22 protein-coding genes and 3 riboswitches are annotated in these 23513 nt (G+C 75.4%); of the genes, 6 read left to right on the forward strand and 16 right to left on the reverse strand.

Going from position 1 to position 23513, the window contains the following annotated elements; translation table 11 throughout:
- Nucleotides 1-51: 51 nt before the first annotated feature.
- The 8 genes from BM158_RS15695 to BM158_RS15730 are packed head-to-tail and all read right to left on the reverse strand — an operon-like array spanning nt 52 to nt 8072.
- The gene (locus BM158_RS15695) at nt 52-1173 is read right to left on the reverse strand and encodes an MSMEG_0565 family glycosyltransferase (RefSeq protein ID WP_091560959.1); all 1122 of its coding nucleotides are present in this window, start codon (nt 1171-1173) and stop codon (nt 52-54) included.
- On the reverse strand, nt 1170-1985 hold the full coding sequence (locus BM158_RS15700) for a carbon-nitrogen hydrolase family protein (RefSeq protein WP_091560964.1): 816 nt from the start codon (nt 1983-1985) through the stop codon (nt 1170-1172). Before BM158_RS15700 ends, BM158_RS15695 begins: the two co-directional genes overlap by 4 nt.
- A complete protein-coding gene (locus BM158_RS15705) occupies nt 1982-3316 on the reverse strand; it encodes an MSMEG_0569 family flavin-dependent oxidoreductase (RefSeq protein ID WP_091560967.1) in 1335 nt (444 codons plus the stop codon). The genes BM158_RS15700 and BM158_RS15705 overlap by 4 nt, the downstream gene beginning before the upstream one ends.
- Complete coding sequence (locus BM158_RS15710) at nt 3313-4164, reverse strand: carbon-nitrogen hydrolase family protein (RefSeq protein ID WP_091560970.1); 852 nt, start codon at nt 4162-4164, stop codon at nt 3313-3315. Before BM158_RS15710 ends, BM158_RS15705 begins: the two co-directional genes overlap by 4 nt.
- On the reverse strand, nt 4161-5582 hold the full coding sequence (locus BM158_RS15715) for an MSMEG_0567/sll0787 family protein (RefSeq protein WP_207506640.1): 1422 nt from the start codon (nt 5580-5582) through the stop codon (nt 4161-4163). The genes BM158_RS15710 and BM158_RS15715 overlap by 4 nt, the downstream gene beginning before the upstream one ends.
- Nucleotides 5579-6655, reverse strand: coding sequence for an MSMEG_0568 family radical SAM protein (locus BM158_RS15720; RefSeq protein ID WP_091560973.1), 1077 nt, complete (start codon nt 6653-6655; stop codon nt 5579-5581). Before BM158_RS15720 ends, BM158_RS15715 begins: the two co-directional genes overlap by 4 nt.
- Nucleotides 6656-6665: 10 nt before the next feature.
- Nucleotides 6666-7199: an MSMEG_0572/Sll0783 family nitrogen starvation response protein gene (locus tag BM158_RS15725; RefSeq protein ID WP_207506642.1), complete on the reverse strand. Its 534-nt coding sequence runs from the start codon at nt 7197-7199 to the stop codon at nt 6666-6668.
- Between the two features lie 30 nt (nt 7200-7229).
- On the reverse strand, nt 7230-8072 hold the full coding sequence (locus BM158_RS15730; protein ID WP_091560975.1) for an amidohydrolase family protein: 843 nt from the start codon (nt 8070-8072) through the stop codon (nt 7230-7232).
- Between the two features lie 207 nt (nt 8073-8279).
- Nucleotides 8280-8392, forward strand: a riboswitch (SAM riboswitch).
- A gap of 54 nt (nt 8393-8446) precedes the next feature.
- On the opposite strand from BM158_RS15730, the gene BM158_RS15735 reads away from it, so the two are divergent.
- Nucleotides 8447-9637: an LLM class flavin-dependent oxidoreductase gene (locus BM158_RS15735; RefSeq protein ID WP_091560978.1), complete on the forward strand. Its 1191-nt coding sequence runs from the start codon at nt 8447-8449 to the stop codon at nt 9635-9637.
- Between the two features lie 10 nt (nt 9638-9647).
- A complete protein-coding gene (locus BM158_RS15740) occupies nt 9648-11012 on the forward strand; it encodes an NtaA/DmoA family FMN-dependent monooxygenase (protein ID WP_091560981.1) in 1365 nt (454 codons plus the stop codon).
- A 6-nt stretch (nt 11013-11018) separates the two neighbouring features.
- Here BM158_RS15740 and BM158_RS15745 read toward each other — a convergent pair whose 3' ends face one another.
- Nucleotides 11019-12092 carry an LLM class flavin-dependent oxidoreductase gene (locus BM158_RS15745; protein WP_191328542.1) on the reverse strand — a complete coding sequence of 358 codons (1074 nt, stop codon included), beginning with the start codon at nt 12090-12092 and terminating at the stop codon, nt 11019-11021.
- A 55-nt stretch (nt 12093-12147) separates the two neighbouring features.
- A riboswitch (SAM riboswitch) is annotated at nt 12148-12260 on the forward strand.
- Nucleotides 12261-12294: 34 nt separating this feature from the next.
- Here BM158_RS15745 and BM158_RS15750 point away from each other — a divergent pair.
- Complete coding sequence (locus BM158_RS15750) at nt 12295-13662, forward strand: aminotransferase class V-fold PLP-dependent enzyme (RefSeq protein WP_091560987.1); 1368 nt, start codon at nt 12295-12297, stop codon at nt 13660-13662.
- A gap of 66 nt (nt 13663-13728) precedes the next feature.
- Nucleotides 13729-14199 carry an OsmC family protein gene (locus BM158_RS15755; RefSeq protein WP_091560989.1) on the forward strand — a complete coding sequence of 157 codons (471 nt, stop codon included), beginning with the start codon at nt 13729-13731 and terminating at the stop codon, nt 14197-14199.
- On the opposite strand, the gene BM158_RS15760 is transcribed toward BM158_RS15755, so the two are convergent.
- A complete protein-coding gene (locus BM158_RS15760) occupies nt 14135-15046 on the reverse strand; it encodes a DMT family transporter (RefSeq protein ID WP_091560993.1) in 912 nt (303 codons plus the stop codon). The genes BM158_RS15755 and BM158_RS15760 overlap by 65 nt on opposite strands.
- A 40-nt stretch (nt 15047-15086) precedes the next feature.
- On the opposite strand from BM158_RS15760, the gene BM158_RS15765 reads away from it, so the two are divergent.
- On the forward strand, nt 15087-15587 hold the full coding sequence (locus BM158_RS15765) for a MarR family winged helix-turn-helix transcriptional regulator (protein WP_207506644.1): 501 nt from the start codon (nt 15087-15089) through the stop codon (nt 15585-15587).
- Nucleotides 15588-15674: 87 nt separating this feature from the next.
- Here BM158_RS15765 and BM158_RS15770 read toward each other — a convergent pair whose 3' ends face one another.
- The 5 genes from BM158_RS15770 to BM158_RS15790 form a co-directional block, all read right to left on the reverse strand.
- On the reverse strand, nt 15675-16667 hold the full coding sequence (locus BM158_RS15770) for an ABC transporter substrate-binding protein (protein ID WP_229827370.1): 993 nt from the start codon (nt 16665-16667) through the stop codon (nt 15675-15677).
- Nucleotides 16664-17644, reverse strand: a complete 981-nt coding sequence (locus BM158_RS15775; protein WP_091560999.1) for an ABC transporter substrate-binding protein — start codon at nt 17642-17644, stop codon at nt 16664-16666. Before BM158_RS15775 ends, BM158_RS15770 begins: the two co-directional genes overlap by 4 nt.
- 76 nt (nt 17645-17720) lie before the next feature.
- The gene (locus BM158_RS15780) at nt 17721-18500 is read right to left on the reverse strand and encodes an amino acid ABC transporter ATP-binding protein (protein WP_091561003.1); all 780 of its coding nucleotides are present in this window, start codon (nt 18498-18500) and stop codon (nt 17721-17723) included.
- Complete coding sequence (locus BM158_RS15785; RefSeq protein ID WP_091561006.1) at nt 18497-19474, reverse strand: amino acid ABC transporter permease; 978 nt, start codon at nt 19472-19474, stop codon at nt 18497-18499. Before BM158_RS15785 ends, BM158_RS15780 begins: the two co-directional genes overlap by 4 nt.
- Nucleotides 19471-20001 (reverse strand): GNAT family N-acetyltransferase, encoded by a 531-nt coding sequence (locus BM158_RS15790; RefSeq protein ID WP_091561010.1) that lies wholly within the window; start codon nt 19999-20001, stop codon nt 19471-19473. Before BM158_RS15790 ends, BM158_RS15785 begins: the two co-directional genes overlap by 4 nt.
- 208 nt (nt 20002-20209) lie before the next feature.
- A riboswitch (SAM riboswitch) is annotated at nt 20210-20321 on the reverse strand.
- Between the two features lie 213 nt (nt 20322-20534).
- On the opposite strand from BM158_RS15790, the gene BM158_RS15795 reads away from it, so the two are divergent.
- A complete protein-coding gene (locus BM158_RS15795; RefSeq protein ID WP_091561014.1) occupies nt 20535-22319 on the forward strand; it encodes an FAD/NAD(P)-binding protein in 1785 nt (594 codons plus the stop codon).
- A gap of 6 nt (nt 22320-22325) precedes the next feature.
- Here the strand turns inward: BM158_RS15795 and solA are convergent, their stop codons facing one another.
- Nucleotides 22326-23492: an N-methyl-L-tryptophan oxidase gene (solA, locus tag BM158_RS15800; RefSeq protein ID WP_091561017.1), complete on the reverse strand. Its 1167-nt coding sequence runs from the start codon at nt 23490-23492 to the stop codon at nt 22326-22328.
- Nucleotides 23493-23513: the final 21 nt, after the last annotated feature.

The raw sequence follows: 23513 nt of genomic DNA on the forward strand, positions 1-23513 counted from the left end.
GGCAGGGACACCTGCCCGGTCGGGCAGGGTCCACCGCCCCGGTCGCCCGGCTCAGCGTCCGTCGGCCCCGGTGGTGGATCGCCGGTGCGGCACGGAGGTGCGGTACAGGTCGAGGTGCGCGGCGGCCGCGCGGTCCCAGTCGTGCGCGGCGGCCAGCGCCCGGCCGGCGGCGACGCGCTGCTGGTCCTCCCCGGCCGACCCCGCGAGCAGGGCGGCGGCGAACCCGGCCGGCCCGCTCGCGAACGCCGCTGCCGGCCCGAAGACCTCGCGCAGCACCGGCAGGTCCCGGGTCACCACGGGCACGCCCGCGGCCAGCGCCTCCATGGCCGCCAGGCCGAAGCCCTCCTTGGTCGAGGGGAAGGCGAAGACCTCGGCGCCCGCGACGAGGGTCGGCAGCTGCTCGTGGTCGACCGGGCCCAGCACCACGGGGTGGACGGCGAGCTCGGCGGCACGGGCGTCGACCCGGGCGCGGTAGTCGCGGTAGTCGAACAGGGTCTCGCCGCCGGCGACGACCAGCTCCAGGTCCGGACGGCGCCGCTGCACCACGGCCATCGCCTCGACGAGGTCCAGGGTGCCCTTGCGCGGTTCGATCCCGCCGACGGCGAGCACGTAACGGCCCAGCCGGGCGCGCCACCGCCCGCGCCCGGCGGCGCCGTCGGGCCCCGCGGCCACCGCGAACCGGGCCGCGTCGACCCCGTTCGGGATGACCGACGCCGTCCTCCCCCACCCCGCGGCGACCTCCGCCGCCACGGCCGAGGACACGCAGACCAGGGTGTGCGGGGTGACCACGGCCCGCTCGTGGCACGCCGCGAGCTCCGGGGTGGTGAAGGTGTCCAGGTGGTGCACGGTCCGCACGCAGTCGGGCACGGCGTTGGCCGAGATGCAGTCCTGGGCGTGCACGACGTCGTAGTCGGCGTCCTCGAACGCGGCCGCCAGCACCGCGATCGACCGCAGGATGCGCGCCCCGACGTCCTCCCCGGGCACGTCGGGGAACGGCACCAGCCGCAGCTCGACGGCCGGGTCGACCGGCCGGAAGAACGCGGCGTCCCCGCCCCGGCCCAGCGACCAGACGTGCACGACGTGCCCGGCCCGCGCCATCGCCTCGGCCAGCGCGAGCGTGTGCACCACCCCGCCGCGGGGCTTGGTGGAGTAGGTGAGCAGCGCGATCCTCACGAGTACGCCTCCGGTCGGAGCTCCCGCAGGTGGGAGAGCACGAGCCGGGAGCGGGTGACCTCCCCGGCGACGTCCAGGTCGGCCACCGCCAGCCCGGCCTTGGCCCAGGTGCGGGCCAGCACGTCGCCCCCGGGGCCGACCACCTTGGACTGGCCGAGGAACCGCAGCCGGCCCATCGTCCCGGTCTGGTTGGCCGACACCACGACCACCTGGTTCTCCGCGGCCCGGGCGCAGTCGTAGAGGTCGAACAGCCGCGACTGCCGGTCCTGCACCAGCCGCGGGGCCCGGTTGGTCAGCGACGCCGGCCAGGCGGACAGGCAGGCCAGCACGTGCGCGCCGTCGGCGGCGAGGGTCCGGGCGGCCTCGGGGAAGGTCTTGTCGTAGTCCACGAGCATGCCCAGCCGGCCCAGCGGGGTGTCGAAGGCGGTGAACGCATCCCCCGCGGCGTAGGCGGCGAGCTCGCCCGCGGGCTGGTGCACCTTGCGGTGCCGGCCGAGCACGCCGTCCCCGGTCAGGCAGACGGCGCTGTTGTAGAACCGTCCCCCGTGGGCCTCCCGGTAGGCCAGGCACACCACGGCCGGGCCGGCGGCGGCGGCCAGCCGGGCGAAGACGGCGTCGTCGGCGGCCAGCGCGGGCGGCAACCCGGTCTCCCCCACGGCGCCGAACCCGCCGAGGTAGCCGCCGAGGGTGGCGTCCGGGAACACCAGCAAGTCCACCCCCTGCGCGCGGGCGTCCGCGGCGATCGCCTCCACCTTCGCGGCGCAGGCCTCGACGTCCCGCCCGAAGTGGGCCGCGACGGCGGCGATCCTCACGCCCTGCCGGAGCCCGACGACGCCGCGGGCGGCGCGCCCCCCGGCCCGCTGGGCGCCCCCGCGGCGGCCAGCTCGGTGATGCGGTCGGCGACGAAGGCGGCGTCCCGGGCGATGCCGGAGAACCGGCCGGACCCCCAGGTGTGCAGCCACGGCAGCCCGAGCACGAACAGCCCCGGCGCGGACGTCACGCCCCGGGTGTGGGTCGGGTACCCGGCGCCGTCGAAGACCGGCACCCTCACCCACGACCAGTCGGCCCGGAACCCGATCGCCCAGACGACGCCGGCGACGGCCGCGGTGTCCAGCTCGGTGGGGTCCTCGGACGGTGCCCAGACCGGGACGTAGCGGTCCTCGGCGGGGGCGTCGATGCCGGCCGCGGCGATGTGCCGGTCGATGAGGTCCTTGGCGCCGTCGTCGACGGCGTCGGCCCGGTCCAGGTGGGCGGTCAGGTTCGGCTCGAACCGCAGGACGCCGTCGCGCAGGCCGGCGAGGGTGCCGTAGAGCTGCATGCCCTGGAGCGCGAAGGTGCGCAGGTCGATGTCCCGGCCGCCGTCACGGCCGGTGACGTAGTGGTTGGTGCCGACCCGGGCGGCCTCGCCGTCGCGGTGCTGCTCCACCGGCACGTCGTAGTGGCCCAGGTCGTCCAGCCAGGCCACGACGTCGCGCCCGCGGTACCGGCGGGCGATCCGCGGCGCGCTGCCGACCGCGAGGTGCACCCGCCGCCCGGTGCCGCGGAAGGCCAGGTGCAGGTCCTCGGCGATCTGCGCGCCGGACTGGCCGGTGCCCACCACCAGGACGTCGCCCTCGGGCAGCTGGCCGGGGTTGCGGTACTGCTGGGAGTGCAGCTGCGTGATCCGCTCGGGCAGCGCGGAGGCCCAGGGCGGGACGACGGGCAGGTGGTAGCCGCCCACGGCCAGCACCACCTGGTCGGCGTGCAGCTCGCCCGCGCTGGTCGCCAGGGTGTACCCGCCCCCGGCGGCCGGGGACAGCCGGAGGACGGCGACGCCCTCGTGCACCGGCGGGTCGAAGGAGGCCGCGTAGGAGCGCACGTACTCCACGACCTCGTCGCGCACCATGAAGCCGTCCGGGTCGTCGCCGCGGTAGGGCCAGCCGGGCAGCTGGCACTGCCAGTTCGGGGTGACCAGGCAGAAGGTGTCCCAGCGGGCGTCGACCCACTCGTGGGCGACCGTCGCCCGCTCCAGGACGACGTGCTCGACGCCGCGCTGCACCAGGTGCCAGGAGATCGACAGCCCGGCCTGGCCACCGCCGACGACGGCGACCGGGACGTGCTGCGGGAGCGCGGTGCGGGGTGGGGCAGCCTCGGTGAGCGTCATGCGGGCACCGCCAGGCCGTAGGTGTCGGGACGGCGGTCGCGCAGGTGGCCCATCGACCGGCGCGCCCCCGCCAGCACCGCGCCGACGTCGACGGAGGCGACCGCCGTGCCGGGCGCGGTGCCGGTGGTGGCCAGCACGTCCCCGCCCGGGCCGACGACCTTGGCGCTGCAGACGAAGCGCAGCGAGCCGAAGGTGCCCGACTGGTTCGCCGACACCCAGACGATCTGGTTCTCCAGCGCCCGGGCCCGGTCGAACAGGTCGAAGCGGTGGGTCCAGCGGTCCTCGGCGAGGTCGGCCGCGGCGCCGGTGCGGGAGCCCGGCCACGCCGACATGCAGACCACGACCTCCGCGCCGTCCACGGCCAGCGTGCGGGCCGCCTCGGGGAACGCCTTGTCGTAGCAGATCACCATGCCGATCCGGCCCACCGGCGTCTCGAAGGCGGCGAACCCGTCGCCGGCGGCGTAGACGTTGGACTCCCCCAGCGGCTGGTGCACCTTCCGGTGGACGCCGAGCACGCCGTCCCCGGTCACCGCGACGGCGGTGTTGTAGCGGTCGGCGCCGTCGGACTCGCACAACCCCGCGGTGACCACCATGTCCCCCGCGATGCGGGCCAGGCGGGCGACCTCGGGGCCGTCGACGTCCAGGGCGGGCGGGAGCGCGTGCTCGGGCAGCACCTCGGTGACCCCGGAGTCGCCGAGGGAGGCCAGGTAGCCGCCCAGGGTGGCCTCGGGCAGCGCCAGCAGCTGCACGCCCCGGGCCCGGGCGTCGGCGACGAGGCCCTCGATCCGGGCGAAGGCGGCGTCGAGGTCGCGCCCGAACGGGGCGGCGACGGCGGCGAAGGTGGTCACGGGGACTCCTCGTGGGTGCGGGAGGCGCCCAGGCCGGTCACCGGACCGGCCAGGGCGGGGGTGGTCGAGCCGTCGGGCCAGCGCAGGTGCACGCCGGCGCCGGGGACCAGCTCGCCGCAGGTGGCGGTGGTGGCCGGTCCGGCGGGCGCGACGTCGCGGTCGGCGACGTCGGTGGTGAGGAAGGCGGAGCCCGGGAAGCAGGTGAACCAGTCGCCGACGGTCGCCCCCGCCGGCCGGGGCACCGCGGCCACGTCCAGCACGGCGCCGCAGCCGCTGGCCTCGGCGAGCATCCCGAGCGTGCCGACCAGGCCGGCCATCGAGACGTCCTTCGCCGCGGCCGGGCCGGAGCGGGCCACGACCGACCCCATCAGCCGCAGCTCCTCCGTGGTCCGCCCGGTGGTGGAGTCCCACTGCCGGCCGGTGGCACCGGGCCGCCAGCCCCCGCCCAGGTCGGCGGTCAGCCGGACCCGCTGACCGGGCCGGCCGCCGGAGGCCGGGACGGGCCGGTCGGTGCGGCCCAGGGCGGTGACGCTCAGCGCCGCCGGGACGCCGAGCTGGGTGTGCCCGCCGAGCACCGGGACACCCCAGGCCTGCGACCCGGCGCGCAGCCCGGCCACGACGCGGGCCGCGAAGGAGGCGTCCCGGGCCCCGACGGCGTCGAGCAGGCCGACCGGGGCGGCGCCCATGGCGGACAGGTCGTTGACGTTGACCAGCACCCCGCACCAGCCGGCCCACCCGGGGTCGCGCTCGACCATCGACGGCAGGATCGCGTCGCACGCGGCGACGACGTCGGTGCCGGGCACCGGGGCGCCGTCGTCCCCGACGAAGCCCGCCCCGCCCAGTCCCCCGTCCGCGGAGTGGAACCCGGCGAGCAGGCCGCCGAGCGGGGACTTGGTGGCCCGGGCCAGTGCGGCGAGACGGCCGATGGGCCAGGTCATCGCGGTGTGCGGGCGGCCGGCGACGGCCGCCGGACCCACGACCTGCCAGCCCAGCCGGGTGAACAGGCCGGCGTAGCGGTCCTGCACGGTGGCGTCGAAGCGCAGCGCGCCGGCCTGCTCGGCGCGCGCGCAGGCGGCGGCGACCAGCGCCGGTCCGACGCCGGGCGCGGTGCCGGGGGCGACCACCAGGCGGGAGCCGGTCCACCAGCCGACGTCGGCGCCGACCGGGGCCAGCCGCACCCCGCCGAGCACGGCGCCCTCGGGCCCCCGCGCCACCAGGACGACGGTGCGCGGGTCGGCGTCGGTGTCGTCGAGGTCGGTGCCGGCGAACAGGCCCTGCTCCTCGACGAAGGCCCGCTGCCGCAGCCGCCGGTGCGCGCGGACCGCGCCCGCGTCGGCCTCCTCGAGCCGCCACCCGGGCCGGGCGGGGGGCCGGCGGTGGTCCACCAGCAGCACGTTGTGCTCCAGGGGGTCGCTCACGCGCCCGCCGCCCCGAGTGCGCTGCACGCCCCGCAGGCCGCGCAGCCGGCGCCCTGGTCGAACCCCCGCATGCCGAGGGTCCGCAGCCCGGCGGCCACCCGGGTGGTGACGTCCGCGAGCACGGCCGGGTCGGGGGCGCCGACGCCGTCGGCCGCCGCGAGCGTCCCGGCCAGCGGCCGGTAGGGGACGACGAACGGGTAGACCCCCCGGCGGGCCAGGTCCAGCGCGCCGGCGACGAGTTCGTCGGGGTCCTCCCCCAGCCCGACCAGCAGGTAGGTGGACACCCGGTTGCGGCCGAACACCCGCACGGCCTCGGCCCAGGCGGCGTCGTACTGGCTCATCGGCACGCCGGCCTTGCCGGGCATCCAGCGGGACCGGACGGCGTCGTCCAGCGCCTCGACGTGGATGCCGATGGCGGTGGCCCCGGCGTCCTTGAGCTCGCCGATGGCTGCGAGGTCCTCGGGGGCCGGTGGCTCGCACTGCACCTGGACCGGCAGGCCGGGCACCGCCGCGGTGACCGCCCGGACGCAGCGGGCCAGGTGCCGGGCGCCGCGGTCCCGGCCGTTGGTGGTCCCGGTGGTCATCACCATCTGCCGCACCCCGTCCAGCCGGACGGCGGCCTCGGCCACCTCGGCGAGCTGGGCCGGCGTCTTCACCGCGGTGGTGGCGCCGGCGGCGAGGCTCGCCTCGATGGCGCAGAACCGGCAGCGGTCGGCCTCGTCGTAGCGGATGCAGGTCTGCACCACGGTGGTGGCCAGCACGTCCTTGCCGTGCAGCCGGGCGAGCTTCTCGTAGGGCACGCCGTCGGCGGTGGTGAGGTCGTAGAAGCGGGGGCGCTCGACCGCCTCGGCGTCGAGGCCGAGGTCGGCGCCGTCGAGCAGCAGGCGTCCCCCGCTGATCGAGTAGGGGCTGTCGGGGTTGAGCGGGACCGCCGTGCCCGCGCCGTCGAGCAGCACGTGGCCGTCGTCGCTGGGGCCCGCCCCGGCCCGTCGCCGGACCGGGGCGTCGACCCGGACGCCGAGGATCGCGAGGTCGACGCGGTGGCCCACCCGCGTACCCGTCGTCGGGGTCATGGCCGCGCGGTCAGAGGTTGTAGGTGCTGTTGATGATGGCGCCCTTGCGGGCGTAGTGGATGAGCGCGTCCTGCACGTCCAGCGGGTGGCACGGGATGCACCCGGCGATCAGGTCCTCCTCGCGCAGGCCGTGCAGGCTCAGCCCGAAGCGGCAGACGTAGACCGTGCCGCCCTCCTCGATGAACTTCTCGATCTGGGCGTTGATGTTCTGCTCGCCCGGGAACGCCGAGTCCCCGGTGGTGGGGAACCCGCGGGTGGCCATGGCGTTCATCGCGGCCGGGCCGTAGAAGTAGAGGACCGACTCGAAGCCCTTGCGCAGCGCCCGCAGCGCCTGCAGGCAGGCCACGAAGCTGACCGAGGACTCGTGCGCGATGCCGTGCACCAGGGTGAAGTAGCTCTCGCCCTCGCCCGCCTGGTAGTCGGGGAAGATCTTGGTCGAGCCGTACAGGTTGCTGCCCTTGGGCAGCGACGGGTGCGGGATCTCGGCGAGGCTGGCCTCGGCGTTGGCCTTGATCTCCTCGGGCGTGGCAAGGGGCGTGGTCACGGGGCGTCCTCCTGGTGGTGGGTGCTGCGGTCAGGTCAGGCGGTGGAGCTGCTCGAAGTTGCGGCGGAAGACCAGGTCGGCGAGCTCGCCGTCCCCGGTCGCCGCCGCGAGGCGGGCGTGCTCGCCCTCGAAGTCGCCCCAGGGCTGGTCGGAGGCGAACAGCAGGCGGTCGTGGCCGGCGCCGTGCCGCTCGATCTCGGCGGCGAACCAGCGCGGGGCGAAGCCGATGGCCCAGCTGGTGTCGGTGTAGACCCGCTTGCCGGCCGCGACCCAGGCGAAGAACCTCTGGCCGACGAGCTTGATGTGGCCGCTCATGCCCCCGCCCATGTGCACCAGGTGCACGGCGACGTCGTCGGCGTACTCGTCGACCAGCAGCCCGACCTCGTCGAGGTCGCTGGCCGCGCCCGGGCTGGTGTGCACGTGGACGACCAGGCCGTGCTGGCGGGCGGCGGCGAAGATCGCGTCCAGCTGCGGCCGGCAGGCCTCGTCGGTGACCCGGCCGCCGAGCAGGAACGACAGCTTCAGGGCGCTGACGCCCCGCTCACCGGCGAGGGCGAGCGCCTTCTCCGTCGCCACGGCGTCCTGCGGCCGGGGGCTGGTCCACAGCCCGGCCCGGATCCGCTCGTCGGTCTGCGCCGCCTCGACGACCAGCTCGTTGAGCGCGAAGGACGCCGTCGGGTCGGGCACCCCGTAGTTCGGGATGACCAGCGCGGCCTCGGTGCCCTCGCGGTCCAGGTCGGCCACCAGCTCGGCGATCGTGGCCCGGGCGGTGGTGTCCGGGTTGACCGGCGGGCCGCCGTAGAACGGGTGCGCCGGCAGGACGCCGAGGTGCCGGTGCGCGTCGTGCACCCGCTGCCGCCGCCCCGTCGTCATGGGGAGAACTCTTGCCGCGTGGCATGTCGTCGTGGTGACGTCCGGAACGAGTTCGCGTTACCGGGACCGGGGCCCAGCGGGCCGGAGGGGTCGGCGACGTTTCGCGGCGATGACCGATCGGGGCGCGGTCGCCGGCGGGTGATCCGGGCCGCTTTCCGCACCAGTCTGGTGGACATTGCCGAGCGGCCCGGACTACGGTCGGGGGCAGGTCATGAGCGGCAGCACCGAGCCCTGGCTGGCTGTCCGGCAACCCTCCTCCGCGGCGGGGTGCCCCAGGTGATGACCCGGCGAGCCGCACCCGCGGCCCGCAAGCGCGGTACCCGGTCGGCTGCGCCGACCCGGAGCTCGTACCGCCGAGCCGCCCGGAGGAGCACGTGCCCCACCCCCCGATCCACCTCGTCGCCGCCCTCGACGGCGCCGGCTGGCACCCCGCCGCCTGGCGCGAACCCGGCGCCCGCCCGGCCGAGCTGCTGACCGCCGGCTACTGGAGCGACCTGGTGCAGGAGGCCGAGCGCGGTCTGCTGGACGCGGTCACCCTCGAGGACGCCTTCGCCCTGCAGTCCGACGACCCGTTCGTCGCCGACGACCGCACCGACCGGGTCCGCGGCCGGCTGGACGCCGTGCTCGTCGCTGCCCGGGTCGCGCCGACCACCCGGCACATCGGCTTCCTCCCGACCGCCGTGGTCACCCACACCGAGCCGTTCCACCTGTCCAAGGCCATCGCCACGCTGGACTACGTGAGCTCCGGCCGGGCCGGGGTCCGCGTGCAGGTGGCCGCCCGGCCCGACGTCGCCGCGCACCTGGGACGCCGCGAGCTGCCGCCGGTCGACCGGGACGCCGTGGCCACCGCCCCGGTGGTCGTCGAGCTGTTCGACGAGGCCGCGGACTACGTGGAGGTCCTGCGCCGGCTGTGGGACAGCTGGGAGGACGACGCGGAGATCCGCGACGCCGCCACCGGGCGGTTCGTCGACGTCGACAAGCTGCACTACATCGACTTCGAGGGCCGGCACTTCTCCGTCCGCGGGCCCTCCATCACCCCGCGTCCCCCGCAGGGGCAGCCCCTCGTGGCCGCCCTCGGCCACGCCGAGGTGCCCTGGCGGCTGATCGGGCGCAGCGCCGACGTCGGCTTCGTGACGCCCACCGACGCCGCGGACGCCGCCCGCCTGGTCGCCGCCGTCCGCACCGAGCAGGCCGCGGCCGGCCGGGAGGCCGAGACCGTGCACGTGCTCGGCGACCTGCTCGTCGTGCTCGACGACGACGCCACCGCGGCGGCCGACCGGCTGGCCCGGCTCGACGACGTCGCCGGCGCCCCGCTGCGCAGCGACGCCCGGGTGTTCACCGGCACCCCGGCCCAGCTCGCCGACCTGCTGATGGAGTGGCAGCGGGCGGGGCTGACCGGGTTCCGGCTGCGGCCCGCCGTCCTGCCCGACGACCTGGAGCAGGTCACCCGCGGGCTGGTGCCCGAGCTGCAGCGCCGCGGAGCCTTCCGCACCGGGTACGAGGCGGCGACCCTGCGGGGCCTGCTCGGCCTGGGCCGCCCCGCCAACCGCTACGCCACCGCCTGAGGAGACCGCCGTGCCCAAGCAGATCCACCTCGCCGCGCACTTCCCCGGCGTCAACAACACCACCGTGTGGAGCGACCCGGCGTCGGGGAGCCACATCGAGTTCGACTCGTTCCGCGAGTTCGCCCAGGTCGCCGAGCGCGGGAAGCTGGACTTCATCTTCCTGGCCGAGGGCCTGCGGCTGCGCGAGCAGAACGACCGCATCTACGACCTCGACGTCGTCGGCCGGCCCGACACCTTCACCGTGCTCGCGGCGCTGGCCGCCGTCACCGACCGCATCGGGCTGACCGGCACCATCAACTCCACGTTCAACGAGCCCTACGAGGTGGCCCGGCAGTTCGCCAGCCTGGACCACCTCTCCGGCGGCCGGGCCGCCTGGAACGTGGTCACCTCCTGGGACGCGTTCACCGGCGAGAACTTCCGCCGCGGCGGGTTCCTCGCCCAGGGCGATCGGTACGACCGGGCGAGGTCGTTCCTGCAGACCGCCACCGAGCTGTTCGACTCCTGGCGCGGTGACGAGGTCGTCGCGGACAAGGACAGCGGGACGTTCCTCGCCGACCCGCACCCGGGCGCCTTCGCCCACCGCGACCGGTTCTTCGACATCGCCGGCCAGTTCGACGTGCCGCGCAGCCCGCAGGGCCGGCCGGTCATCTTCCAGGCCGGCGACTCCGACGAGGGCCGCGACTTCGCCGCCGCCTCCGCCGACGCGATCTTCTCCCGGCACAGCACGCTGGAGGCCGGCCAGGCCTTCTACGCCGACGTGAAGGGCCGGCTGCCGAAGTTCGGCCGCAGCCGCGACGAGCTGCTCATCCTGCCGGCGGCCACCTTCGTGCTCGGCGACACCGAGGACGAGGCGGCGGAGCTCGCGCAGGAGGTGCGCCTGGCCCAGGTCTCCCCCGCGACGGCGATCAAGTTCCTCGAGCAGCTGTGGAACCGCGACCTGTCCGACCACGACCCCGACGGCCCACTGCCCTCGGTCGACCCGGTCGTCGGGGAGAACACCATCGCCCGCGGCCGGGCCAGCGTGCGCATGCACCGCGACCCGGTGGCGACGGCGGCCGAGTGGCGGGCCAAGGCCGAGGCCGAGGGCCTGACCACCCGCGAGCTGATCGTCGAGGTGACCGGCCGGCAGTCCTTCATCGGCACGCCGCAGACGGTCGCAGACACCATCGACCGCTACGTGCAGGCCGACGCCAGCGACGGCTTCATCCTGGTCCCGCACCTCACCCCGGGCGGGATGGCGCCGTTCGTCGACCGGGTGGTGCCGCTGCTGCAGGAGCGGGGCGTCTTCCGCGCCGACTACGAGGGGACGACGCTGCGCGACCACCTCGGCCTGCCGCTGCGGCACACGGACGGGGCCTCCGCGGCCGCGTCGTGAGCGGGGTCAGGTGAGGAGGGGCAGCACCTCCTCACCGACCCGCCACGCCTCCTCGAGGTGCGGGTAGCCCGACAGCACGAACTCCTCGAACCCCAGCTCGGCGTACTCGGCGATGCGCGCGGCGACCTGCTCGTGGCTGCCCACCAGGGCGGTCGCCGCGCCCTCCCGGACCAGCCCGATGCCGGCCCACAGGTTGGGCGCCACCTCCAGCGACCGGGCGCCGTCCCCGGCCGACCCGCCGTGCAGCGACGCCATCCGGGCCTGGCCGACGGAGTCCATCCGGGCGAAGCGCGCCTGGGTGGCCGCGATCGCGTCGGCGGGCATCCCGGCGAGCATCCGGTCGGCCTCGGCCCAGGCCTGCTCGGGGGTGTCGCGGCTGACCACGTGCAGCCGGATCCCGAACCGGACGGTGCGCCCCTCCGCCGCTGCCTTGTCCCGCACCCGGTCCAGCCGCTCGCGGACCATCGACGGCGGCTCGCCCCAGGTCAGGTAGGTGTCGACGTGGCGCGCGGCGACGTCCTCGGCCGGGCCCGACGCCCCACCGAGGTACACCGGGGGGACGACGTCGGGCGGGGCCACCAGCCCGGCGCCCTCGACCCGCACGTGCTCGCCGACCAGGTCGAAGCGCTCCCCGGCGAAGCAGCGGCGCACCACCTCGAGGAACTCCGCCGTCCGGGCGTAGCGGGCGTCGTGGTCGGCGAAGTCGCCGTAGGCGCGCTGCTCGACCGGGTCGCCGCCGGCCACCACGTTCAGCCGTAGCCGGCCGCCGGACAGCCGCTGGAAGCTCGCCGCCTGCTGCGCGGCCAGCACCGGTGCGATGAACCCGGGGCGGAAGGCCACCAGGAAGTGCAGCCGCTGCGTGCGGTCCAGCAGGGCCGCGCAGGTCACCCAGGCGTCCTCGCAGCCCGACCCGGTCGGGGTGAGGACGGCGGCGAACCCGGCCTGCTCGGCGGCCTGCGCCACCGCGCCCAGGTAGTCCAGGGTGGGCCGGCGGCGCAGCGCTGCGGCGTTGTGCCCGCGGTCGGTGGTGGCCGGGCCGACGTCGCGGCCGTCGCCTCGGGTGGGCAGGAACCAGTGCATCTCCACGCGCTTACTCCACCATGCCGATCGGGATTGTCTGCTAGCGTCCTCGGCAGGTCACGAGTGCCAGCGCGAAGCCCCGGCTCGCTGGCCGGCAACCCTTCCACCGCGATGGGGTGCTCCGGGTGACGACCTGGCGGCTGCGCAGCGCAGCCGCAAGCGCGGGCCCCCACGGGCCCTGGACCTCCAGGAGTGCACCGACATGACCGCCGCGTTCCCCGCCCTGCGCCCGGATCCCGCCGTCCTCCACCGCCGCCCCACCGCTCTGCTGCCCACCCTCGGCGCGCAGGTCCCCCTCGTCACCGGTGGCACGGTCGACTACGCCAACCTCGACGTCGCCGCCAGCGCCCCCGCCCTGGCGTCGGTCGCCGCCGCGGTCGCCGAGGCGTTGCCGGGCTACGCCAGCGTGCACCGCGGCGCCGGCTACCTCTCGCAGGTCTCCACCGCCCGCTACGAGTCCGCCCGCGACACCGTGGCCGCCTTCGTCGGCGCCCGCGACGACGACGTCTGCGTGCTCACCCGCACCACCACCGACAGCCTGTCGCTGCTGGCCGGCTGCCTGCCGGCCGACGGCGCCGTCCTGGTGCTGGACGTCGAGCACCACGCGGACCTGCTGCCCTGGCAGCAGCGCTCCCGCGAGCTGTGCGACGTCCTCGTCGCCGCCCCGACCGTCGCGGGGACGCTGGAGGTGCTCGCCGACGCGCTGGCCGCCCGCCGCTACGTGCTCGTCGCGGTCACCGGCGCCTCCAACGTGACCGGGGAGTCGCTGCCGCTGCGGCAGGTGGCCGACCTGGCGCACACCCACGGCGCGCTGCTGGTCGTCGACGGCGCCCAGCTGGTCCCCCACCGCCGGTTCTCCCTCGCCGACACCGGCGCCGACTGGGTCGCCTTCTCCGGGCACAAGCTCTACGCGCCGTTCGGCACCGGCGCGCTGGTCGGCCGCCGCGACTGGCTGGACACCGGCCGGCCCTACCTGCCCGGCGGCGGCGCGGTCGGCCAGGTCGACCTCGACGCGACCACCTGGGTGGCCGCGCCGCACCGGCACGAGGGCGGCTCGCCGAACGTGCTGGGCGCCGTCGCGCTGGCCGCCGCCTGCGACGCGCTGTCCGCGCTGGCACCGGGCGAGCTGGAGGACCACGAGCGCGCGCTGCGCACCCGCCTGGTCGAGGGGCTGACCGGCGTCGCGGGCGTGCGGCTGCTGCGCATCTGGTCCGACTCGGTCGACCCGACCGGCGTCGTCTCCTTCACCCTCGACGGCGCCGACCCGGGGCTGGTCGCGGCGTACCTGTCGGCCGAGCACGGCATCGGCGTCCGCGACGGCCGGTTCTGCGCGCACCCGCTGCTCGCCCGGCTCGGCGTCACCGGCGGCGCGCTGCGGGCCAGCGTCGGCGTCGGCACCACCTCCGACGACGTCGACCGGCTGGTGAGCGCGATCACCCGGTTCGTCGCCGACGGACCGGGCACCGCCTACGCGGTGGTCGACGGCCGGCACCAGCCGGTGGACGACCCCCGCCCGACCGCCGACGCCGCCGCCCGCGGCGCCGGTTGCGGGCCCGTCCCGGCTCGCTGAACCGCACCCGAGGCCCCCGCCGAACCCCGGCGGAGCACCGACCTTCCAACCCGAGGAGATCCATCCATGGCCACCCGGCCCAAGGCGAGCGTCGTCCCCTTCACCAACCACGCGGAGGGGACCGGCGTCGGTCAGACCGTCACCGTCGGCGGCGACGCCGGCCACGTCTTCGACGTCGACACCTACCCGGCCTTCGGCGGCGCGGACGCCAAGCCCAGCCCGCTGTCCTACGTGCTCGGCGCGCTGACCTCCTGCAACCAGATCACCGCCTCGATCGTGGCCAAGGAGCTCGGGGTCACCCTCGGCGCCTGGACCTTCGACGTGCAGGGCGACCTGGACACCGCCGTCATGGTCGGCGGCGAGGAGGGCAACGCGAACTTCGACGCCGTCACCGTGCGGGCCACCGTGCAGACCGACGCCGACGAGGACACCTTCGCGAAGCTGCAGGCCGAGACCGAGCGCCGCTGCCCGGTCACCCAGCTCTTCCAGCGCTCCGGGCTGGAGTACTCGAGCGACTGGACCCGCGCCGCGCTCTGACCGACCGCTGGTGCTGGCCGAGCCCGATCCCGGCCAGCACCAGCGCGAGGCCCGCCCACTGCCGCAGGCCCAGCACCTCCCCGACGACCAGGCAGCCCAGCGCGACGCCGGTGAGCGGGTTGAGCAGCCCCACGAGGCCCACGGTGCCGGTGGGCAGGTGCGCGAGGCCGGCGAACCAGCAGACGAAGGCCAGCGCCGTCGCCACCACGGTGACGTAGCCGAACCCCAGCAGGGTGGGGACGTCGACCGGTGGCCACCCGTCGCCGGTCACCCACGCTCCGACCGCGAGCGCCGCACCCCCGGCCAGCAGCTGCCACGACGTCGTGGCCACCAGGTCGGTGCCGTCGCTCCACCGGCGCGCCAGCACAAACCCCACGGACGACGACACCATCGCCGCCACCGCGCAGGCCACCCCGAGCGGGTCGACCCCCGCGGCGTCGCCGAGCAGCAGCAGGCCCACCCCGAGGACGCCGACCACCCCGCCGACGAGGTGTGCCGGCGCCGGGTGCTGGCCGAGCAGCGCCCAGGCCAGCAGGGTCAACGCGACCGGCGAGGTGGCCATGACCGTGGCGGCGATCGCCGAGGGCAGCAGCTGGGCGCTCTGGTAGACCAGCAGGAAGAACAGGCCGACGTCCAGCACCCCGAGCACCGCCGAGCGCCACCACCAGGCGCCGCGGGGCAGCCGGCGGGCCAGCGCGAGCAGCAGCAGCCCGGCCGGCAGGGCCCGCAGGGCGGCACCGGTGAGCGGCTGGTCGGCGGGCAGCACGTGGTGGGTGACCACGTAGGTCGAGCCCCAGGCGACCGGCGCGACGGCGGTGACGAGCGACCAGCGCGAAGTGTCTTCCACGGAAGACACAATGCCTTCCGTGGAAGGTATTGTCGAGGGCGTGGACCGAGTCGCGCAGATCCAGGCCGAGTGGGCACGGGAGCGCCCCGATGTCGACGTCTCCCCGCAGGGGGTGATCGGTCGGCTGCACCGGCTCGCCGGGCACCTCACCGAGCAGTTGGTGGTCGTCTACCGCCGGCACGGGTTGGGCGAGGGCGAGTTCGACGTCCTGGCCACCCTGCGCCGGTCCGGGCCGCCCTTCTCGCGGGCGCCGGGTGAGCTGGCCGCGCACACGATGGTCACCACCGGGGCGATGAGCAAGCGGCTGGACCGGCTCGAGCGCGACGGGCTGGTCCGCCGCACCCGGGACGACGGCGACGGGCGCGGCCGGGTGGTCAGCCTGACCGACGCCGGACGGCGGGTGGTGGACGCCGCCTTCGCCGACCACATGGCCAACGAGGCCCGGTTGCTCACCGACCTCGACCCCGCCGACCGCGCCGCGCTGGAGGGGATCCTCACCCGCTGGCTCGCCCGCGTCGAGCCCCCGCCCGCCCAGCGTTGATCAGGTCCCCTGGTCCACCTCCGTCCTCCTGCGCCAGATCTGGCGCAGGAGGACGGAGTTCGATCAACCTCCCTGATCAACGCCGGGTCAGGAGGCGACCGCGGGGTTGAGCTCGGGGGCGTCCACGGCCTCGTCGGACAGGCCCCAGCGCGCCAGGGTCTCGGCGTAGGTGCCGTCGTCGAAGGCGTGCTGCAGCGAGGCCTGGATCGCCTCCGCCAGCCCGTTGCCCTTCAGCGTCGTCGCCGCCACGTAGGTGGTGTTCGGCCAGCCGGCGTTCACCGTGCCCACGACCTCGACGTCCCCGACCGACTCCTGGTACACCGCGTTCGGGTTGGGCCCGATGTAGGTGTCCAGCCGGCCGGACTGGATCGCCAACAGCGCGTCGGCGGCGCTCACGTAGTACTCCAGCGTCGCCGGGGCCTCGCCCTCGGCCTCCAGCTGGGCGTTCCAGTCGAGCAGGATGCGCTCCTGGTTGGTGCCCGACCCCACCCCCACCGACAGGCCCGAGATGCCCTCGGCGCCGTCGATCGCGAGCCCGCTGTCGGGGGCCGCGACGAAGGCCATGATCCCCTGCCGGTAGGTGGCGAAGTCGAACAGCTGCAGCCGCTCGGCGTTCACGCCCACGTTGGAGAACACCGCCTCCAGGTCACCGGACTGCACGCCCAGCGGCCACGCCTCCCAGGTCGTGTTGACCACCTCGAGCTGCAGACCCAGGCCGTCGGCGACCAGCTGGGCGATGTCGACCTCGCTGCCCACGACCGTGCTGTTGTCGTCGGCGAGGAAGCCCAGGGGCGGGTCGCCGGCGCCGTTCACGCCGATCCGCAGCACGCCGTCCTCGGCGACGTCGGCCGGCACCAGTGCGGCGGCGTCCGGGTCCTCGTCGGTGCGCACCCGGTCGGCCTGCTCCGGGGAGGTGTCCACCACCAGGGCGGTGTCGGCCGGTGCGTCCGAGGCGCGCGCCTCGGCCTCGATCTCGGCCGAGCTGGTGCAGGAGGTCAGCAGCAGGACGGCGGCCAGCGGCAGGGCGCTGATGAGGTGGGACAGGCGGATGCGGTGCACGGTCGTCCTCTCGGTGGTCACGAGCCCAGGCCCGCGGGGTTGAGCTGGGAGGTGTCGACGGCCTCGGCGGACAGGCCCCAGCGGGCCAGCACCTGGGCGTAGCTGCCGTCGGCGATGGTGTGGTCGATGGCGGCCTGGAAGGCCTGCGCGTAGCCGTTGCCCTTGACCGTGGTCACCGCGATGTCGGCGGTGGCCGGCCAGCCGCCGCTGGTGGTGCCGGCGACCGCGAAGTCCTGCGGCGAGGTCGCCGCGCTGTAGGCCGCGGTGGGGTTGGGCCCGACGTAGGCGTCCAGGCGCCCGGACTGCAGGGCCAGGACGGCGTCGTTGTAGCTCTGGTAGTAGTCGATCGTCACCGGGTCCAGGCCCGCGTCGACGTTCTCCCGGTTCCAGGCCAGCAGGATCTGCTCCTGGTTGGTGCCCGACGACACCCCGACGGTGAGGCCGGCGATGTCGGGCGCGGAGGAGATGGACAGCCCGGAGTCGGCCTGCACCAGCCAGCCCAGGACGTCGGAGCGGTAGGTGGCGAAGTCGTAGAGCTGCTTGCGCTCCTCGGTGACCGTCACGTTGGAGATGACGGCGTCGACGTCGCCGGACTGCACCGACAGCGGCCAGTTCGACCAGTCGTTGACCACGAACTCGACCTGCAGGCCCAGTGCGTCGCCGAAGATGGTGGCCAGGTCGGTCTCGCTGCCGATGACCGTGCTGTTGTCGTCGGCGTAGAAGGCCAGCGGCACCGCGCCCTGGGTGACCGAGACCCGCAGCACGCCGTCGTCGAACGCGCCGGGCGGCAGCAGCGCCGCCGCGTCGGGGTCGAGCGTGGAGTGGATGCGGTCCTGGTCGGGGCTGGTGTCCACCGAGATGGCGGTCGCCGAGGTGCCGGGGTCCGCCGTCCTGGCCTCCTCCTCGATCTCGGCGCTGCTGCTGCACGCCCCGAGGGCCAGGAGTGCGGCGGTGGCCAGGGACAGTGCGACGGTGCTGCGTCGCAGGTGTGCAGTCACGGATGTGCTTCCTCTTCTGGGCGTGCTTCATCGACGGGCGGCGCGGTCGCGCCGTCCGGGTCTGGGGGGGTGGGGGTCAGAGGACCTTGGCCAGGAAGGCCTTGGTCCTCTCGTGCTGCGGGTCGTCGAGGACCTGCGCCGGGGTGCCCTGCTCGACGACGCGGCCGGAGTCCATGAAGACGATCCGGTCGGCTGCCTGCCGGGCGAAGCCGATCTCGTGGGTGACCACGATCATCGTGGTGCCGGTGCGGGCCAGGTCGGTGATCACCGACAGCACCTCGCCGACCAGCTCGGGGTCCAGCGCCGAGGTGGGCTCGTCGAACAGCAGGACGGCGGGCTTCATGGCCAGCGCGCGGGCGATCGCCACCCGCTGCTGCTGCCCGCCCGACAGCTGCCGGGGGTGCGCGCCGGCCTTGTCGGCCAGCCCCACCCGGGCCAGCAGCTCGCGGGCCTCGGCCTCCACCTCGCGCCGGTTGCGCCCCTGCGCGGAGACCGGCGCCTCGACGACGTTCTCCAGCGCGGTGAGGTGCGGGAACAGGTTGAAGGACTGGAACACGAACCCGAACCGGGTGCGCTGGCGGAGCAGGTCGCGCTCCTTGAGCTCGTGCAGCACGTCGCCCCTGCGCCGGTAGCCGACCAGCTCGCCGTCCAGCGCGACGTAGCCGCGGTCGACGGTCTCCAGGTGGTTGATGCTGCGCAGCAGCGTCGACTTGCCCGAGCCCGACGGCCCGAGGATGACCGTCACGCTGCCGGGTTCCACGACGAGGTCGACGCCGTGCAGCACCTCGTGCGCGCCGAAGCTCTTGTGCACGCCGTGCACCTCGACCCGCCCCGGGCGGGTGTCCACGGCGGTCACCGGGTCACCGGGTCGCGGTCGGAGGTGGAGCCGGAGGTGGGCCGCACCCGCGCGAGGCCGGCGGTCAGGTTGCCGCGCAGCCGTTGCAGCGGTGTGGGTGGCAGCGTGCGGACCGCGCCGCGGGCGTAGTACCGCTCGACGTAGAACTGGATGACCGTCACCACGGTGGTCAGGACGACGTACCAGATCGCGGCGACCACCAGCATCGGGAGCACCCGCTGGGTGCGGCCGTAGATGACGCTGACGGTGTAGAACAGCTCGCCCAGCGCCAGCACGTAGACGATCGAGGTGCCCTTGAACAGGCCGATCACCTCGTTGACCGCCGTCGGCACGATGGTGCGCATCGCCTGCGGCAGCACGATGCGGGTCGACTGCCGGCGGCGCGGGATGCCGAGGCTCGCCGCCGCCTCGTGCTGGCCCTGGTCGACCGAGAGGATGCCGGCCCGCACGATCTCCGCGGAGTAGGCGGCCTGGTGCAGGCCCAGGCCCAGGATCGCGGCGCCGAACTTGTCGATCAGCGACAGCGTCTCGAAGCTCGCGAACGACGGCCCGAACGGGATGCCGACGTCCAGGGTCTGGTACAGGTAGGCGAGGTTGTACCAGAGCAGCAGCTGCAGGATCAGCGGCACCGAGCGGAACACCCAGGTGTAGCCCCAGCTCACCGCGCGCAGCAGCGGTGACTGCGAGAGCCGCATGAGCGCCAGCACGGTGCCCAGCGCGAAGCCGAGGACGGCGGTGATCAGCGTCAGCTTGATCGTCATCCAGACGCCCTCGACGATCGAGACCTCGCCCAGGTAGGCCCAGACGACACCCCACTCCCACCGCGGGTTGGTGATCAGCGAGTTGGCCACCATGGCCAGCAGGACGGCGACGACGGCGGTGGCCGCCCAGCGCCCGGGGTGGCGGGCCTTGACCACCCGCAGGCCCTCGTAGGGGTGCGATGCCGTGGCGGGGCGGTTGTCCAGCAGGGTCATGGCAGGTCCTTGGTGAACGGGTAGATGCGCTGGGCGACCGGGAGGGTGCGCAGCGTGGCCAGGTCGGTGGGGCGGGGACCGTCGAACAGCGGTGTGTAGCCGGCGGCCAGGTAGAGGTCGCGGGCCTCGGGCTGCCGCGGCCCGGTGGTCAGGAAGACGCGGCGGTGGCCGCGGGCGGCGGCCAGGGTCTCCAGCTCGTGCAGCACGCGGCGGGCCAAGCCGCGGCGGCGGTGGGTGGCCGCGGTCCACATCCGCTTGACCTCGACGGTGCCGGGGTCGGCGTGCGGCATGAACGCACCGCCCGCGACGGCGGCACCGTCCTCGAGCAGCAGCACGAACGCGCCGTGCGGGTCGACGAACAGCTCGGCCGGGTAGCGGGTCAGCTCCTGCGCGGCGCCGCCGAACAGGTCGCCGTAGCGCTGGTCGTACTCGACGGCGAGCTCCGCGAACAGCGGCGCGGCCAGCGGGTCGTCGGGGTGCACGACGACGACCCGCAGGTCGGCGCCGGGCAGCAGGGATCGGGGCATGCGGGGACTCCGGGGATCACGAGAGGTCCCCCGGGGATGGCGTCGTCCGGGGGTGGGACCTGGGAACAGGTCAGCGACAGAGCGCGCTGTCGGTACGGACCAGGTCGATGACCGGCCGACCGACCAGGAGGAGGGCAGGCAGCGCCGCGGACCGCGGTGCGGTCGGGTGCGTGTCCATGCCGGTCTCCTCGTCCCCCACCCGGAGGCGGGGCTGCACTTGCGACGGACGGACGCCGTCGCCAGGTCGTCACCCGGGGCACCCCACCGCAGCGGAGGGTTGCCGGCCAGCGAGCCGGGGCTTGTCGCTGGCGCTCAGGACCTGTGCGGGACCGTAGAACCGAGCAGGCCTGTACGTCAAATCCGATCGACTTGGTGGAGAATGGGCCGTGAGCCCGTCCGAGGAAGGAGGTCCGCGATGCCCGCCCACCCGTTGGTCCGCCGCCGGCACGTCGACCTGCGCCGGACCGGCAGCGCGCTGTGCCGGGGCCGCTGAACCCCCGCGCCCCCGCCCGCACCAGCTCCGGAGCACGCCCGTGACCAGCACGTCCACCCTCACCGCCGTCCTCGTCGGCGCCGGCCCCACCGCCGTCGGCGTCCTCGACCGGCTGCTCGCGCACGCCGCCGGCCGCCCCCTGCAGGTGCACCTCGTGGACCCGCACCCGGCGGGTGGTGGCCGCATCTGGCGGACCGCCCAGTCCGAGCTCCTGTGGGCCAACTCACTGGCCCGGGACATCACCGTGCTGCCCGACGCCTCCTCCACCGTGGCCGGCCCGGTCGGCCCCGGGACGACGCTGTCGGAGTGGGCGCTGCGCACCGGCGTCCCGCTGGACCCGGAGAGCTTCCCGCCACGCACGCTGGTCAACGCCTACCTGTCCTGGGTGCTCGAAGGGCTGGCCGCCGCCCCGGGGCTGACCCTGCACCGGCACACCGACCGGGTGGTCGACGTCGACGAGCACCCGGACGGCGTCCGGGTCCGGCTCGCCGGCGGCGGCCGGCTGGACGCCGACGTCGTGGTGCTCGCCCAGGGCCACCTGGACCGCGAGCCCGGCGCGGGCGAGCAGGCGCTCGGGCAGGCCGCCCGCGCGGCCGGGCTCACCCACGTGCCCACCGGCTACACCGCCGACCTGGACCTCGACGTGCTGCAGCCGGGCGAGGACGTGCTGGTCCGCGGGGCCGGTCTGGCCTTCGTCGACCTGGTCACCCTGCTCACCGGCGGTCGCGGCGGCCGCTTCGACGAGGTCGACGGCGCCCTGGTCTACCGGCCCAGCGGCCGCGAGCCGGTGCTGCACGTCGGCTCCCGCCGCGGCGTGCCCTACCGGGCCAAGCTCGGCTACCCGTGGGCCGGGCCGCCGGTGCCGCTGACCTACCTCACCCCCGACGCGCTGCGGGCCCGCTTCGGCGACCGGCCGGTCGACCTGCGCGCCGACCTGGCGCCGGTCGTCGCCCGGGAGCTGGGCCGGGTGGCCGCCGCGGAGCTGTTCCGCGCGCACCCGGAGCGGACCCGGATGCCGTGGAAGGAGTTCGCCGCCCGGTACGACGCCACCGAGGACGCCACGTCGCTGTGGGCCGAGGCCGTCCCCGACCCCGCCGACCGCTTCGACCTCGCGGCGCTGGACCGCCCGCTGGCCGGGCGCCGGTTCGCCGACGGCGAGGCGCTGCAGGGGTGGGTCCGCGACCACGTCCGCGCCGACCTCGCCCGCGCCGCCGACCCGGCGTACAGCCAGGACCAGGCGGTGTTCACCGCACTGCTGTTCACCCACGCCGTGGTCGCTGGCCTGGTGCGCGCCGGGCGGCTCACCGAGCGCAGCGAGCGCGAGGACGTCAGCGGCTGGTGGATGAACCTGTTCAGCTACCTGGCCAGCGGGCCGCCGTCCCCGCGGCTGCGGGAGCTGCTCGCGCTCAGCGAGGCCGGCGTCGTCCGGTTCACCGGCGCCGACACCGTCGTCACCCTGGAGGCCGGCCGCTGGGTCGCCCGCTCGGCCAGCACCGACGAGGTGGTGGCGGCGACCGCGCTGGTCGAGGCGCGGGTGCCCGACGTCGACCTGGGCGCCACCACCGACCCGTTGCTGACCGCGCTGCTGCGCCGGGGCGCGGCGGCGGAGAGGGGCGGCCGGCTGCATGTCGACGCCCGCCACCGGCTGGTCGGTGCCGACGGCGAGCCGTCCGAGCGGGTCGCGGCGGTCGGGTTCTGGACCTCGGGCGCCCAGGTCGCCGCCTTCGCCCGCCCGGGCACCGACGCCCCGTTCTTCCACCAGAACGACGCCCTCGCCGCCCGGCTGTGGTCGACGTCGGCCGCCGGCGCCGCGCGGGCGGCCTGAGCGGCGTCACCCGGCAGCTGGGCGCAGTGCCGGACGGGTGGGGTCGAACAGGTCGACCGGGTGCGGCGTCGTGCCGTGCTGGGCGAGGTCGGCCAGGACCTCCCCCATCACCGGGACGAACTTGAAGCCGTGCCCGCTGAAGCCGCAGCCGATGGCCACCTGCTCGTGCTCGGGGTGGCGCCCGACGACGAAGTGCTCGTCGGGGGTGATCGTGTACAGGCAGGTCTTCGCCTGCACGACCGGTCGGCCCAGGTGCGGGAAGAGCTGCCTCGCGCGGGCCAGCACCGCGTCGTTCTCCTCCTCGCGGACCACCCGGTCCACGGCGTCGGGGTCGGTCGGCGTCCCCACCCGGAAGAACCCCAGCTTGAACCCGCCCGCCGGGCCGTCGGTCATGGGGAACCCGTAGATCTGCTCGTTGCCGTGGGTCTGCTCGATGTAGACCGGGTGCCGGTCCTGGTCCCAGGCAGCCAGCGGGACGGCGGTGGAGTCCGGGGTGAACCAGTGGAAGACCATCCGCTCGACCCGCAGCGGCAGCCGCAGGGACCCGAGCAGCTGCGGTGCCCAGGCGCCGGGGGTGAGGACCAGGCGGTCGGCCCCGTAGCGGCCCTGGTCGGTGACCACCTCGACGCCGCCGCCGGGTGTGGCCGACCACGACCGCACCCGCTCGCCGAACCGCAGGTCCGCACCCGCGCGGGCGGCGACCTCGGCCTGCGCGACCACGGTCTCCTCGGGGCGCACGTAGCCGGCCTCGGCCTCGTACACCGCCATCGCGTCGTCGGCGGGGTGCATCGTGGGGAAGCGTTCGCGGACCTCCGCCGCGGTCAGCACCTCGTGGGCGAGCCCGTGCTCGACGGCGGCCGCCCGCGACCCGGCGAAGGTCGGTGACGCCGGGTCGCCGATGTAGATGCCGCCGCACATGCGCACCAGCGACCGGCCGGACTCCTCCTCCAGCTCCCGGAACCCGGCGTAGGCCCGGCGCAGCAGCGGGACGTAGGCCGGGTCCTCGAAGTAGGACTGCCGGATGATCCGGGTGCCCCCGTGCGCGGAGCCCTGGTCGTGCCCCGGGGCGAAGGTCTCCAGGCCCAGCACGCGCGCACCGCGGCCGGCCAGGGTGCGGCAGGCGGCCCCGCCCATCGACCCGACACCCACCACGACGACGTCGTAGGTGTTCATGCGCCTCCTCCGCGACCCGTG

This window comes from Klenkia taihuensis (assembly GCF_900112525.1).
GTDB lineage: Bacteria > Actinomycetota > Actinomycetes > Mycobacteriales > Geodermatophilaceae > Klenkia > Klenkia taihuensis.